Source organism: Bacillus sp. CIS52 (genome assembly GCF_053545315.1).
In genome coordinates this window covers 721,498-735,458 of record NZ_JBIUFR010000001.1, presented here as the reverse complement: position 1 = coordinate 735,458, position 13,961 = coordinate 721,498, and the positions used below count along the sequence as shown (strand labels likewise).

Genomic DNA, 13,961 nt, shown 5'->3' with positions numbered 1-13,961 from the left:
CTGGGAATCATAAAGGATGTATAGAGGGGAACAGAAAGGGGAAAAGAAAATGGCTGATACAAAGAAGGTTACAATCAATGGCGTTGAAATGGAAGCCGCAGACGGACAAACCGTTTTGCAGCTTTTGAACAATAGTTCAATTGACGTGCCGCACGTGTGCTATCATCCGAGTCTCGGTCCGATTGAAACGTGCGATACTTGTATCGTCAGTGTTAACGGGGAACTCGTCCGTTCGTGTTCCGCGCAAATAAAGGACGGAGATGTCATTGATACGCTTTCGTCCGATGTGAAAAAAGCGCAGATTATCGGCATGGACAACATTCTGCACAACCATGAATTATACTGCACGGTTTGTGATTACAACAATGGGAGCTGCGAAGTACATAATACCGTAAAGGAAATGAAAATCAATCACCAAAGCATTCCGTTCGATCAAAAACCGTATCCTAAAGATGAATCAAATCCGTTTTACCGGTATGATCCCGATCAGTGCATCTTATGCGGACGCTGCGTCGAAGCCTGTCAGGACGTACAGGTAACCGAGACGTTAAGTATCGATTGGGAGCGCAAACGTCCGCGGGTCATTTGGGATCAGGATGTGCCGATTAATGAATCATCATGTGTTTCCTGCGGACATTGTTCAACCGTATGTCCGTGCAATGCCATGATGGAAAAAGGCATGGAAGGCGAAGCGGGCTATTTAACAGGCATCAATGAAGAGACGCTTCGGCCGATGATTGACATCACAAAAGGCGTCGAAACCGGCTACGGATCGATTTTGACCATATCGGATATGGAATCAGCCATGCGTGATGAAAGAATCAAAAAGACGAAAACCGTATGCACATACTGCGGTGTCGGCTGCAGTTTTGATATATGGACGAAAGGAAGAGACATTTTAAAGGTAGAACCTCAGGCCGAGGCGCCCGCAAACGGAATTTCGACGTGTGTAAAAGGGAAATTCGGCTGGGATTTCGTCAATAGTGAAAAGCGCCTTACCAAACCGCTTATACGGGAAGGGGATTCGTTTCGGGAGGCGGAATGGGATGAAGCGCTGCAGCTGATCGCCGATAAATTTACCGATATAAAAGAACATTTCGGCCCGGACGCGCTTGCTTTTATCACATCTTCCAAATGCACGAATGAAGAATCATACGTGATGCAGAAGCTTGCCAGAGCCGTGATCGGCACAAATAATGTCGACAACTGCTCACGCTACTGTCAGTCTCCAGCTACGGCCGGTTTGTTCAGAACGGTCGGCTACGGCGGCGATTCAGGATCGATTACAGATATAGAAAAAGCTGAGCTCGTACTGATTATCGGCTCAAATACGTCTGAGTCTCACCCCGTTCTGTCTACACGTATTAAACGTTCCCATAAGCTGCACGGACAGAAGCTCGTCGTGGCGGACTTGCGAAAGCATGAAATGGCCGAGCGCTCCGACGTGTTTTTCCAGCCGCGTGCCGGATCGGATATTGTCTGGCTGAACGCCGTATCGAAGTATCTGCTTGATCACGATTTGGCGGATACTGCATTTCTGAATGGAAGAGTGAACGGATTAGATGAATTCGTGAAAAGCCTTGAACCTTACACGATGGAATATGCTGAAAAACATACCGGTGTGGACAAGGAGACCTTAATCAAAGTAGCGCGGATGATTCATGAAGCCGGCAGTGTGTGTGCGCTGTGGGCAATGGGGGTTACCCAGCATATCGGAGGAAGTGATACGAGCACGGCCATTTCCAACCTGCTGCTTGTGACCGGAAATTACGGCAAGCCCGGGGCAGGCTCATATCCGCTTCGGGGCCATAATAACGTGCAAGGTGCCAGTGATTTCGGCAGCATGCCTGACAGCTTCCCCGGTTATGAAAAAGTAACGGATGAAAAAGCCCGCAAAAAGTATGAACAGGGCTGGGGAGCAGACCTGCCGAAAGAAATCGGAATGACAAATCATGAAATGATCGAAGGCATCCACTCGGGAAAACTGAAGTCCATGTACTTAAAAGGAGAAGAAATGGGGCTTGTCGACTCCAACATCAACCATGTTCATGCCGCCTTTGAAAAGCTTGATTTCTTTGTTGTGCAGGATATTTTTCTCTCGCGGACGGCCGAGTTCGCCGATGTGGTGCTCCCGGCAAGCCCGAGCCTTGAAAAAGAAGGCACGTTTACGAATACGGAACGGAGGGTGCAGCGCCTTTACCAAGTGTTTGAACCGCTGGGCGATTCAAAGCCTGACTGGCAGATCATTACGGACATCGCCAACCGGCTGGGCGCTGATTGGCGCTATGAACATCCGGCAGACATTATGGAAGAAGCGGCGATGCTTTCACCGCTCTACGCAGGCGTCACTTACGAACGTCTCGAAGGCTACAATTCACTGCAATGGCCCGTTGCAGCGGACGGAACCGATTCACCGCTTTTATTTACGGAGAAGTTCCCGTTTTCAGACGGCAAAGCGGTTCTTTATCCCGTTCAGTGGACCGAGCCGAAAGAATTTGATGAAGAGTATGATCTCCATGTGAATAATGGGCGGCTGCTTGAGCATTTTCACGAAGGAAACCTGACTTACCGGTCAAAAGGAATTTCCGAAAAAACACCGAGTGTGTTTCTGGAGGTCTCACCCGAACTCGCTGAAGAAAGAGGGCTTGAAGACGGGACGCTTGTCCGCCTGACATCACCGTACGGAAATGTGAAAGTCAAATGCGTCATTACAGACCGGGTAAAAGGCAAACAGGTTTATCTGCCGATGAACGATTCAAAAGATGCCGCCATTAACCTTTTAACAAGCAGCTATGCGGATAAGGATACGGATACACCAGCCTATAAAGAAACCTCAGCGAAGATGGAGATTTTGAAAAAAGAAGGCATTAATCCGCTTCCGAAAATCAATTTCCGTTACGGAAACCCGCAGCCGCAGATCGGTGTCCAGGTTGAGCGGAAATGGGCGCGAAAAGATTATGTATTTCCGGGAGACGCGGTAAAAAGGGGGAAACAGCAAAATGGCTAAAGCAACCCGCACCATCCGAAAACAGACCGTCACGGAAGAAGACAAACGAAGAAAGGATTTAGAAGAGATTGAGACGGCTCTTCTGCAAAATAAAGACGCGATTTTGGAGTCTTTGCACATTCTTCAGCACATGAATGAGCGCGGCGTTTTGGCGCTTCTGCGCGGACTTTTCGGCCAGGGCGACAAAGTGATGGACATCCTCGTGAAGAAGGCGAATACGCCGGAAACGGCCAATATGCTGAAAAATCTCCTGCTGTTAACCGGCGTCCTCGGCATGCTTGATGTAAAACAGCTTGAGCCGTTTATCGTCAAAATCAACGCGGGCGTCACAAAGGCTGTTGAGGAGAAAGACAGCAGCAAAAAGACGGGTTATTTTGATATCGTCCGCGCTTTAAAAGACCCGGAAATCAACAAGGCCGTCACGCTGCTGTTTTCTTTCCTGAAAGGCATGGGTGCTGATACAAGCGATATGGAGAGAAATACGCGGCCTCCTGAAGACCAAAAGCACCATCAGGAACCGCAGACGAATGAGTGAACATCACCCCCCGAGCCTCTCATACGGCTCGGGTTTTTTGTGCGTTCATGCTGCTTTCTTGGGAAAAATTTCACCTCGGGATTCATGACTTTTGTTGTGTTATGTTAATAGTTAAGGTTATGAATAGAAAAAAATTGAAAATATGTGCTAGGATAAAATTCAAAGTAGGTCAACTGTTCAAATATGAAACAATCAGGAGTGATAAAACATGAGTAAGCTGAGGAGCCCGAGACAAGCCATCCAAAGAACCCTGATGAAAGGAAAAAACGGTCTGGACGTATACAATCCTTTTCCTTGGTACGAAAAAATGAGACGGGAAAGCCCCATTCAATTTGATGAAGAAACTAAGGTATGGAGTGTGTTTTTATATGATGATGTCAAAAGGGTCATCAGTGATAAAGAGACTTTCTCAAGCCTTATGCCAGACGTGAAAAGCTCGATTGCAAAGTCCATGCTGAATATGGACCCGCCGAAGCATACCCAAATCAGATCGGCCGTCAATCGCGCTTTCACTCCGCGCGTACTGAAGGAATGGGAGCCGAGAATTGAAGACATTACAGAAAATCTGCTGAAACAGGCAAAGAACAAAGGGCGGATTGATATCGTGAAAGATCTTTCCTATCCTTTGCCGGTCACGGTGATTTCAGAATTATTAGGCGTCCCGTCCGAATACATGGAGCAGTTTAAAAAATGGTCGGACATTCTCGTCAGCATGCCGAAAGATGCGAGTCCTGAAGCGGCGGAGAAAAATCAGCAGGAGCGTGACCAATGTGAGGCGGAGCTGGCGGCGTTTTTTGCGGAAATAATAGAACGCAAACGAAAACAGCCCGGCCAAGACATTATTTCTATTTTGATCAAAGAGGAAGAAGAGGGGGAGAAGCTATCGGCAGAAGACCTAATTCCGTTTTGCAATTTGCTTTTAGTAGCGGGAAATGAAACAACGACTAATCTCATTTCAAATGCGGTTTACAGTATATTAGAGACGCCCGGCCTTTATAAAGAACTGAGACAGGACCCTTCTCTCATCGCGCAAACGGTGGAGGAAACACTGCGTTTTCGCGCTCCCGCTCCATTTGTCAGAAGAACGGTCCGGCATGATACTGAATTGTGCGGCCGCCGTCTGAAAACCGGGGATATCGTTCTTTGCTATATTGCATCTGCCAACCGTGATGAAAACAAATTTGAGCAGGCTGACGTATTTGATATTCATCGCGAGTCAAATCCGCACCTCTCCTTCGGGTTCGGTATACACTTCTGCTTAGGAGCCCCGCTTGCCAGACTTGAAGCGGAAGTTGCGCTGAAAGGAATTGTAAAGTCCTTTCCACACCTGGAGCCCGTCCGGATTGAGCCGATCCGAAACAGTGTCATGTACGGGCTGGAGTCTTTAGAAGCGGAGATAAACGAAAATAAGGGAGAGAAACAAAGATGAGACAAACACACATCGCCATTATTAATGTGGGCGCTCATGGCCATGTCAATCCCACGCTGCCCGTAGCCGAAGAGCTTGTCAATCGCGGGCACAGAGTGACATTCGCTACGACTGAGGAATTCGAGGCTTCCGTTGCCAAAACGGGTGCCGTTCCTCTTTTATACCGCACAAGCATTAAGGCGGATCCGAAGACGATAAAAGAACGGGTAAATAAAAATGACGCGTTTGTGATGTTTCTGGAAGAAGCGGTTGAAGTGCTTCCGCAGCTGGAAGAGCTGTACAAAGACGACCTTCCCGACATCCTCCTGTTTGATTTTTTAGCGCTTGCCGGAAAGTTGTTTGCGGATAATGGCGGCATCCCGGCCGTAAAGTTCTGCCCAAGCTATGCAATGAATGAGTATTTTCAATTAGGAAGAGACGAAGAAACGATGGAAGCCGCCAAACAGGCGATAGAAGAATATCAGGAGAAAATTGAAAATGAACAACTGAAACGGATGACGATGGAAGAGTTTTTCATGCCTGAAAAACTGAATATCGTCTTTATGCCAAGAGCTTTTCAGCCGAAACAGGAAACCTTTGACGAACGGTTTTGTTTTGCCGGTCCGTCCCTTGGGAAACGTACAAATACGGGAAGTTTGGAAATTGATGCGGCTGATGACCGTCCGCTTATGCTCATCTCACTGGGAACTGCGTTTAACGCTTGGCCTGAATTTTACCAAATGTGTATCGATGCGTTTCGGGACTCAGACTGGCGGGTTATTATGTCAGTCGGCACAACAATTGATCCGGACAGTTTTTCGGATGTGCCCGATCACTTTATTATCCGCCAGCACGTTCCGCAGCTTGATGTACTGGAGAAAGCAAAGCTGTTCGTATCTCACGGCGGGATGAACAGTACAATGGAGGCGATGAATGCGGGTGTTCCGCTCGTTGTCGTTCCGCAAATGCACGAACAAGAGGTCACTGCAAAGCGCGTGGATGAATTGGGGCTCGGCGTGCATCTGCCGCCGAAGGAAGTCACTGCGGCGCGTCTCCAAAAAGATGTTCAGAAAGTTTACGGTGATAAAAACATCCTCAGCCGTGTGAAAAGCATGCAGCAGAAAATAGAAGAAACCGGCGGCGCCAAACAGGCTGTTTGTGCCATTGAAGAATTTCTGAAAGAGGCGTCCGTCGAAAATTGATTGAAAAAACAGGCAGCGCCGGACGGCTGCCTGTTTTGTTATATATTTTTCTTCATGCCGCATCTCCGGCATTCCCGCAAAAATTTTCCGCCCTTCACTGAGCTTTTAAACAGCGTATAGTCGCAATTATCACATCGGCCGCTGTGAACATCAGGATATTCATTGAACTCATAAATGACCGAAGTATCGTAACCTTTTGTTTCGAACTCTTTTTTTGTTTCCATGATTGAAAGTCCCTCCGCGAATCAAATCATTCTGCCCGGTTAATGATACAGCAACTGCACGGGGGATTCAACGGAGCATATCTTGATTTTCCCGGCTGATTGCGTAACAATAATAGAAATAAATGACGGCCTGCCATGGGGCGCCCGGCATCTGAAGGGAAGAAAAAACAGCGATGGGAAAAGGATTGAAAGGTAAACGGATTGCCATCGGCGGTTCGCGGAAAACAGAAGAGATCACAAGATTAATAGAAAAGCAGGGCGGAACGGCAGTCACCCGTTCCCTCCAAGGAACCGTATACTTGGCGGAGGATCAGATAGAACCTGACGTAAGAACATTTGCTGAGCAAAAAGCCGACTGGGTGATATTTACCACAGGCATCGGGACGGAAACGTTATTGTCCGTATCAGAAAAAATAGGTTTGAAAGAAGAATTTCTAGCGGCCGTACATGAAGCGAAAATCGGCTGCAGAGGCTATAAAACATATGCGGCCTTAAAGAAGCTCGGCATCACGCCGCATGCCTCTGATGAAGACGGTACAACAAGAGGGCTGATCCGCTCCTTGGAACGGTTTGACTTTAAAGATAAAAAAGTCATGATACAGCTTCATGGCGAAAAAGCGCCCGTTTTAACGGAATTCTTCGAGAAAAACGGAGCGGAGGTATTCCCCGTTCTGCCTTATCAGCATATTCCGCCTGAAAGGGAGACGGTTGATAAACTGCTGGGAGAGCTGTTAAACGGCGAGGTTGACGCCGTCTGTTTTACGACAGCCATTCAAGTGCGTTCTCTCTTTGATTATGCAAAAGAAAAAGGGTCCGCAAAAGAACTGCAGCAAGCATTCGAAAACCATGTTCTTGCCGCCGCAGTCGGCAAAGTGACGGCTGAAGCGATCAAGGATGAAGGGGTGGAGAGAGTCCTTGCTCCGGACATTGAGCGGATGGGAGCGATGATTATTGAATTATCCCGTTACTATGAATCTCTGACATTGTCATAAACAATCATTCAGCAGGGAAAAGCCTAAGCTTCCCTGCTGAATTTTTTTAATTGCCAGTGTTCCGTGAAAAGGGATGGATACGTTAAGGCGCTGAGTATGATACATGTAAGAAGAGCGGAGGCCATCGTTGTAAAAACGATCAACAGCTGAAAGCGCACCGCCTGTATCGGATCAGCCCCTGCTAAAATCTGTCCCGTCATCATGCCGGGAAGCTGAACGAGACCTAATGTTTTCTGGCTTTCCAGTGTCGGTATCATACTGAGTTTCATACTGGACGTCAATATATGGCGGACTGCCTGCTTAGGCGTTCCGCCGAGAGAGAGAATCAGCTGAATTTCTTCCTTCCGCAGATCCGCTTCCGAACTGAGCCGGTTTAAAAACAGGCTTGAAAGCACCATGGAGTTTCCGATGACCATGCCGCTTATCGGAATGACATATCTTGAAGTAAACGGAATGATATGAAGGGCCAGTAAAATTCCCTGTGTCACGATTTCCACAATAGCCAGTGTCAGATAAACGCGCCAAAATGAACCGATCCGCATTTTTTTCCGTTTGGCGACATTATGCGAAGCGGCCGTGAGCATAAGAAGCACCATGAGTAGGATAAACACCGGGTGATCACCGTGGAAAATCAGCGACAGCACATAGCCGATGATGAGAAGCTGAATGACGGCCCTGACGGTTGCGATGATCATATCTTTTTCTACGCCGGCTTTAAAAGATTTAGACAGGAATAAAGCGATAATGACAAATACACTTGTAAATAACAGAGAAAGATAATCCATATCAGCACCCGCTCCCTTGTAAAAGCGCCCGGGCCTTTTCGTGTTTCGGTTCTTTAAAGAACGTTTTCGTTTCCGCGATCTCTAAAAGCCTGCCCTCGGCCATAAACCACACCGTATCGGATATCCGTTCCGCTTGTTCAAGATTATGAGTGATCCACAGGATCGTCAGCTGTTTTTGCCGATGGAGCTTTGTAATCAGCTTTTCGATGATGAGAACAGATGCGGGGTCCAGGGCCGATGTAATTTCATCGAGAAGCAGGATAGACGGCAGGCTGGCGAGGGTTCTCGCCAACGAGAGCTTCTGCCGCTGTCCGCCGGATAATTCTTTTGCATCCTGATCCAGAAGCCCGTGCGGAAGATCAGTGAAGTCTGCGAGCTCTTCAGGCGTATAGTGCTGTGTCCCGTGAAGTTTTTCTGCGAGCAGAAGGTTGTCCCGCACTGTGCCGTCGATGACGGGAGCTGACTGGAATGCAAGGCCCGCGGTTTTTCTGAGCTCTCTGATGTCCCAGCGCCTTATTTCTTTTCCGAATACAAGCACTTCGCCTTCATCAGGTGTATTCATCAGATTGCACAGTGACAGCAGTGTGCTTTTCCCCGCGCCGGACGGCCCTATCAACGCCGTAATAGAGCCTTTTTGGATATGTCCGGTTACCTGGTTGAGGACATCAAAGGACGTATTGTTTTGTTTATAGCGTTTGCCGGCCGACAGAAAAGATATTGCCGGAATTTCTTCTTTCATACAGGATGACACCTTTCGTAAAAAAAATCAGGAACCGGTGAGATCGGCTGCCGTTTGTTCCGCCGTTTTCGGGTCTGTCTGCCGTGAAGCGAATGTATGCATGACCATTCCCGCAATAATAATGAACAGTCCGGCAAACGAAAGAAGTGACGGAAACGCTGCAGATAAAAAGACGATCTCGCCGATCAGCGCAAACAGAACCTCTCCGGATTGCGTCGCTTCAACAGCAGCGAGCTTCTGCGGCTCATTCCTCACCATATCGGTGGCGCGGAAAAATAACACTGTCGCGATAACACCCGAGCTGAGCGCGACGATAAAAGATTGAAATGTCTGCCCCATTGACGGAAGCCCGTCTCTGTGCCAGCCGAAAGCGGCGATCAGAAGCCAAAACGGAAGGCTTGCGAGCGTCATGCCGAGCACGCGCTGAAACGTGTCGAGTTTACCGCCGTATTGCTCCAGCATTTTTCGATTGCCGAGCGGATAGGCAAATGCAGCGATGACGACCGGCACAACACTGAATAGTATCGTGCGCCCGGACAGAGAGCCCGCATGCTGAAGCTGAATCAGGCCTGCTCCGATCAGGATGATGACGGAAGTAACCAGCGAAATCAGCGGGATCTTTTGTCTGACGGGAACCGGGCCCGCCGGTGAATCTTTTGTTTCATAGAAAAACGGCGACAGGAGCACACCCGCGACAATTGTAACCTGCCACGTGCCGGCGATCAGCCAGCCCGGCCCGTATGCCGCCGCAAAGGTAATCGGGGCATAAAAAAGCACGAAGCCGGTAAAGCTCCACTTCAGCCAAAAAAACGGTTTTTTCCGGATTTCATGCCAGAGCGGCACCCATTTTCCTTTCGCATAAACGATCAGAAATAAAAACGGAACCATAAAAAGAAAACGCAGGGAAGAGCTCCACATCCAGTTTCCGCCGGAAAGCTCCATCGCCCTGTTTAAAATAAATGTGACTGCAAAAAACAGAGATGCCAATATTCCGAATATGATGGCTTTCATGAAATCCCTCATTTTGACACATATTTTTTTATACTATACTATTCACCGGCAGGCTTCGCAATGGAATATGTGAAAATAGCGTTTTAACAACTGATGAATGGGAAACAGACATATACGGAGGTGAACACAATGCAGAAAGAGGATATTGAAGTTCTTTATTTTGAAGATGACGGCCGCATTCCGAATAATCCGAATCTCCCGCTTGTCATTTATAAAGCGGTATTTAATGAAGAAACGGTACAGAAAGCGGAATCCGTCCTCCGCCGGCACGATTGGTCGAACAGCTGGAGGGGCGGAGTATTTCCGTATCACCATTTTCACAGCACCACCCACGAAGTTCTCGTCGCGGTAAAAGGAAACGCGGTTTTGAGGTTCGGCGGGGAACAAGGCGCAGACGCCGTTCTTCAAACTGGAGACGCAGCGGTCATTCCGGCCGGCACCGGACATAAAAAACTGTCGGCCAGTTCTGATTTCACCGTGATCGGGGCTTATCCGGGCGGCCGGCAGTACGATACAAAAACGGAGAAAAATGATAGAACTTCAGAAGAAATCAGCCGTGTCCCGCTCCCGGAATATGATCCCTTTACGGGAAAAACGGGCCCGCTTATAAAATTGTGGGAGAAATGACAGGGGAAAAGCGGATGGTCTGTAAAAAAATAGCCTAAAAGAAACGTTATTACACCCCCGCCATATAAATAATTTCATAAACGAAACAATTCACGTTCAAATTTTGTTCAAAAAGTGTTATTATATAAGAGTAATTCAAATTGGGGTTTTTTATGTTTGCTATTTTCAGAGAGGAAAAAGAAATTTTGACTTATTCAATTGTTTTTGTTGATATAAAAATAATACTGAATATGGCAAAGTGAAAAACTGGGTAGTAAACATTTATTTTTGCAACTGATTGTGCACGGATTCACAATCTTGCTTTTTCATGCTTTTCTGCATGAGAGGGGAAAGGCTACCCTTTCCAAAAAAATCAGCACACTGCTTATAGTAAAGGAGAATCGGATATGCCAGAAACAATCGATCAAACAAATGCATCTGTCAGCCAAGGCCAACGCGATCTTATTGATCAGCTGCTAAAACCTGAAGTTCAAGAATCACTGACTGTTTTAGTGGATCAGCTACCAAAACTGACTGAGTTAGTAAATATTTTAACGAAGTCTTATGATTTTGCACAGTCTGTAGCGACAGACGAAGTATTGAAGAGCGATACAGTGGGTGCGCTTACAGAAATTCTTGAGCCTGTGAAAGAAACAGCGAAAGACATTGCGGCTACTGCGATCGAAGCAAAAGACCGCGCGGATGCAAGCAATGACACGATCGGACTTTTCGGCCTGCTGCGCATGCTGAAAGATCCTCAAGCGCAAAAGCTGTTCCGTTTTGCTAACAGCTATCTTGAAATCATGAACGAAAAACAAAAATAATCTCAGATTCAAATTGATATAAAGGACGGAGGATATACGATGTCAAAACATATTGTCATTTTAGGCGCTGGTTACGGCGGAGTTCTTTCTGCTTTAACCGTTCGCAAACATTACAGTAAAGATGAAGCACGCGTAACCGTTGTGAACAAATACCCGACTCACCAAATTATTACGGAACTGCACCGCCTTGCAGCCGGCAACGTGTCTGAACAGGCTGTTGCTATGCCGCTTGAAAAACTTCTTAAAGGAAAAGACGTTGACATTAAAATCGCAGAAGTCAATTCTTTCTCAGTTGATAAAAAAGAAGTCGCCCTTTCTGACGGTTCTAAGCTGACTTATGACGCGCTTGTTGTCGGACTTGGTTCAGTTACGGCTTATTTCGGCATTCCTGGACTCGAAGAAAACAGCATGGTGCTCAAATCTGCTGCGGATGCCAACAAAGTATACAAACACGTGGAAGACCGTGTGCGTGAATACTCTAAAACGAAAAACGAAGCTGATGCAACGATTCTTATCGGCGGCGGCGGCTTAACAGGCGTTGAGCTTGTCGGTGAGCTTGCTGACATCATGCCGAACCTTACGAAAAAATACGGCGTAGACCATAAAGAAATCAAACTGAAACTAGTTGAAGCAGGTCCGAAAATTCTTCCTGTTCTTCCTGATGATCTTATCGAACGCGCGACAAAAAGTCTTGAAAAACGCGGTGTTGAGTTCTTAACAGGTCTTCCTGTTACAAACGTGGAAGGAAACGTCATTGATCTGAAAGACGGTTCAAAAGTCGTTGCCAACACATTTGTATGGACAGGCGGCGTACAAGGCAACCCGTTAGTCGGCGAATCAGGTCTTGAAGTGAACCGCGGCCGCGCGACTGTTAATGATTTCTTACAATCTACTTCTCACGAAGATGTATTTGTTGTCGGAGACAGCGCAGTATACTTTGCGCCGGACGGCCGTCCATACCCGCCTACAGCGCAGATCGCATGGCAGATGGGTGAACTTGTCGGTTACAACCTGTTCGCTTACTTAGAAGGAAAAACGCTTGAAACATTCAAGCCTGTAAACTCTGGTACGCTTGCAAGTCTCGGACGTAAAGACGCGGTTGCCATCATCGGAGCGAACTCTACTCCGCTGAAAGGTCTTCCGGCATCTTTAATGAAAGAAGCAAGTAACGTACGTTATTTAACACATATCAAAGGATTATTCAGCCTGGCTTACTAATCCTTCAAATGACACTGCCGACTTTCTCGGCAGTGTTTTTTTATGTCTAAATGTTAACGTGAACAGTCAGCACCGCGGCTGATGCGCTGAATTTCTGTCTTCCGTCATCAGGATTTCTTTCAGGCATCGGACTGATCAATACCGGCTATATCCCGAATACATCTCGACGAAAGGCACGTTAATCGGGATTATAGGCTCCTTTTGCTGTGCGCCATGCTGATTATCGGTATGATGGATAAGCTGATAGACAGGCAGCATGCCGGGTCCGTTCAGGACTTACATCATGCAAAACCTCAACTTTAGTGATTTTATGGACTGTCCGTTAATGGTACAATAGAAATAAATGACAGTATACAGGGAGAAAGGAAAACCGATGGTAACCATAAAAGATATCGCAAAACTCGCCAACGTATCCCATACAACGGTATCCCGGGCACTGAACGGCAGCCCCTACATTAAAGAGCATACAAAACAGAAGATATTAGAGCTCGCTTCACAGCTGAATTACACACCGAATGTAAATGCAAAAAGCCTTGCCATGCAAAAGTCCCATACGATCGGACTGTTTTTTACAAGCATCACAAACGGAACTTCACACAGCTTTTTTTCCGATACGATCAAAGGAGTAAACCGCACAATCAGCGAGGATTACAGTTTGTTCGTCCGCGCGATTGACGACCTGAAAAGCTTTGAAACCATTACGCCCATGAGATATGACGGAATCATCTTAATGAGCCAAAGCGACAGTGATAATTCCTTTATTTATCATATCCGTGAGAAAAACATCCCGCTCGTCGTGCTGAACCGGGACATTGATGACCGGAGCATCACGAATATCCTGTCAAACGATAAAGAAGGCTCCAGACAGGCGGTTGACTGCCTGATCGCAAACGGACACAGAGATATCGCGATCATTGAGGGAAAAGAAGGATTCAGGTCAACTTCTCAGCGGAAAGAAGGCTATTTGTCATCTTTAATTGATCATTCTATTCCGATTAAGCAAGAATACAGTGTAAAAGGCAACTACGATATGGAGAGCGGCAGTCAGGCGATGGAAAAACTCTTGGCGCTTCAATCACCGCCTACCGCTGTTTTTTGTTCAAATGATGATATGGCGATCGGAGCGATGAACGCCATTTTCGCCAAAGGTCTGAACGTTCCCGAAGACATATCCGTCATTGGGTTTGATGACATCGGCATTTCACAATACATGACGCCGAGGCTTTCGACCGTAAAACGCCCGGTTGAAAAAATCAGTATCCTCGGCGCAGAGAAGATTCTGGCGCTTATCGCTGATCCGAATACGGCGGCGAGAAAAATATATGAAAACACTGAGGTGATGATAAGAGATTCAATCAAAAAACTCACATAAACTGCCCCGTCTGAATATCCGGGTTTTTTTATACGGAA

13 protein-coding genes and 1 pseudogene are annotated in these 13,961 nt (G+C 47.0%); 10 read left to right on the top strand and 4 right to left on the bottom strand.

From position 1 onward, the window contains the following. Nucleotides 1-49 precede the first annotated feature (49 nt). The 4 genes from fdhF to ACH32G_RS03195 all read left to right on the top strand — a co-directional run bounded on the left by fdhF (nt 50) and on the right by ACH32G_RS03195 (nt 6,152). Nucleotides 50-3,007 carry a formate dehydrogenase subunit alpha gene (gene fdhF / locus ACH32G_RS03210; protein ID WP_045925384.1) on the top strand — a complete coding sequence of 986 codons (2,958 nt, stop codon included), beginning with the start codon at nt 50-52 and terminating at the stop codon, nt 3,005-3,007. Continuing rightward, the gene (locus ACH32G_RS03205) at nt 3,000-3,542 is read left to right on the top strand and encodes a DUF1641 domain-containing protein (RefSeq protein ID WP_016936482.1); all 543 of its coding nucleotides are present in this window, start codon (nt 3,000-3,002) and stop codon (nt 3,540-3,542) included. Before fdhF ends, ACH32G_RS03205 begins: the two co-directional genes overlap by 8 nt. 208 nt (nt 3,543-3,750) lie before the next feature. Beyond that, complete coding sequence (locus ACH32G_RS03200) at nt 3,751-4,971, top strand: cytochrome P450 (protein ID WP_045925385.1); 1,221 nt, start codon at nt 3,751-3,753, stop codon at nt 4,969-4,971. Beyond that, nucleotides 4,968-6,152, top strand: coding sequence for a macrolide family glycosyltransferase (locus ACH32G_RS03195; RefSeq protein ID WP_448813988.1), 1,185 nt, complete (start codon nt 4,968-4,970; stop codon nt 6,150-6,152). Before ACH32G_RS03200 ends, ACH32G_RS03195 begins: the two co-directional genes overlap by 4 nt. Before the next feature lie 38 nt (nt 6,153-6,190). Here the strand turns inward: ACH32G_RS03195 and ACH32G_RS03190 are convergent, their stop codons facing one another. Beyond that, complete coding sequence (locus tag ACH32G_RS03190; RefSeq protein WP_003154919.1) at nt 6,191-6,376, bottom strand: hypothetical protein; 186 nt, start codon at nt 6,374-6,376, stop codon at nt 6,191-6,193. Between the two features lie 173 nt (nt 6,377-6,549). On the opposite strand from ACH32G_RS03190, the gene ACH32G_RS03185 reads away from it, so the two are divergent. Then, entirely contained in the window at nt 6,550-7,368 is an 819-nt protein-coding gene (locus ACH32G_RS03185) for a uroporphyrinogen-III synthase (RefSeq protein WP_060963030.1), read from the top strand. 23 nt (nt 7,369-7,391) lie between these two features. Here ACH32G_RS03185 and ACH32G_RS03180 read toward each other — a convergent pair whose 3' ends face one another. The 3 genes from ACH32G_RS03180 to ACH32G_RS03170 are packed head-to-tail and all read right to left on the bottom strand — an operon-like array spanning nt 7,392 to nt 9,903. Continuing rightward, nucleotides 7,392-8,153 carry an ABC transporter permease gene (locus ACH32G_RS03180; RefSeq protein WP_016936479.1) on the bottom strand — a complete coding sequence of 254 codons (762 nt, stop codon included), beginning with the start codon at nt 8,151-8,153 and terminating at the stop codon, nt 7,392-7,394. 1 nt (nt 8,154) lies between these two features. Next, complete coding sequence (locus ACH32G_RS03175) at nt 8,155-8,892, bottom strand: ABC transporter ATP-binding protein (RefSeq protein ID WP_045925388.1); 738 nt, start codon at nt 8,890-8,892, stop codon at nt 8,155-8,157. A gap of 27 nt (nt 8,893-8,919) precedes the next feature. Continuing rightward, nucleotides 8,920-9,903 carry a DMT family transporter gene (locus ACH32G_RS03170; RefSeq protein ID WP_099745174.1) on the bottom strand — a complete coding sequence of 328 codons (984 nt, stop codon included), beginning with the start codon at nt 9,901-9,903 and terminating at the stop codon, nt 8,920-8,922. A 129-nt stretch (nt 9,904-10,032) separates the two neighbouring features. Here ACH32G_RS03170 and ACH32G_RS03165 point away from each other — a divergent pair, with 129 nt between their 5' ends. From ACH32G_RS03165 to ACH32G_RS03145, 5 genes and pseudogenes are all read left to right on the top strand, one after another. After that, a complete protein-coding gene (locus ACH32G_RS03165) occupies nt 10,033-10,530 on the top strand; it encodes a cupin domain-containing protein (protein WP_049628303.1) in 498 nt (165 codons plus the stop codon). A gap of 386 nt (nt 10,531-10,916) precedes the next feature. Beyond that, nucleotides 10,917-11,333, top strand: coding sequence for a DUF1641 domain-containing protein (locus ACH32G_RS03160; protein WP_016936474.1), 417 nt, complete (start codon nt 10,917-10,919; stop codon nt 11,331-11,333). Nucleotides 11,334-11,372: 39 nt separating this feature from the next. Continuing rightward, nucleotides 11,373-12,551: an NAD(P)/FAD-dependent oxidoreductase gene (locus ACH32G_RS03155; protein ID WP_016936473.1), complete on the top strand. Its 1,179-nt coding sequence runs from the start codon at nt 11,373-11,375 to the stop codon at nt 12,549-12,551. Nucleotides 12,552-12,658: 107 nt separating this feature from the next. Then, a pseudogene (locus ACH32G_RS03150) lies at nt 12,659-12,854 on the top strand (MFS transporter); the annotation flags it as partial. A 70-nt stretch (nt 12,855-12,924) separates the two neighbouring features. Next, nucleotides 12,925-13,923 (top strand): LacI family DNA-binding transcriptional regulator, encoded by a 999-nt coding sequence (locus tag ACH32G_RS03145; protein WP_448813987.1) that lies wholly within the window; start codon nt 12,925-12,927, stop codon nt 13,921-13,923. Nucleotides 13,924-13,961: the final 38 nt, after the last annotated feature.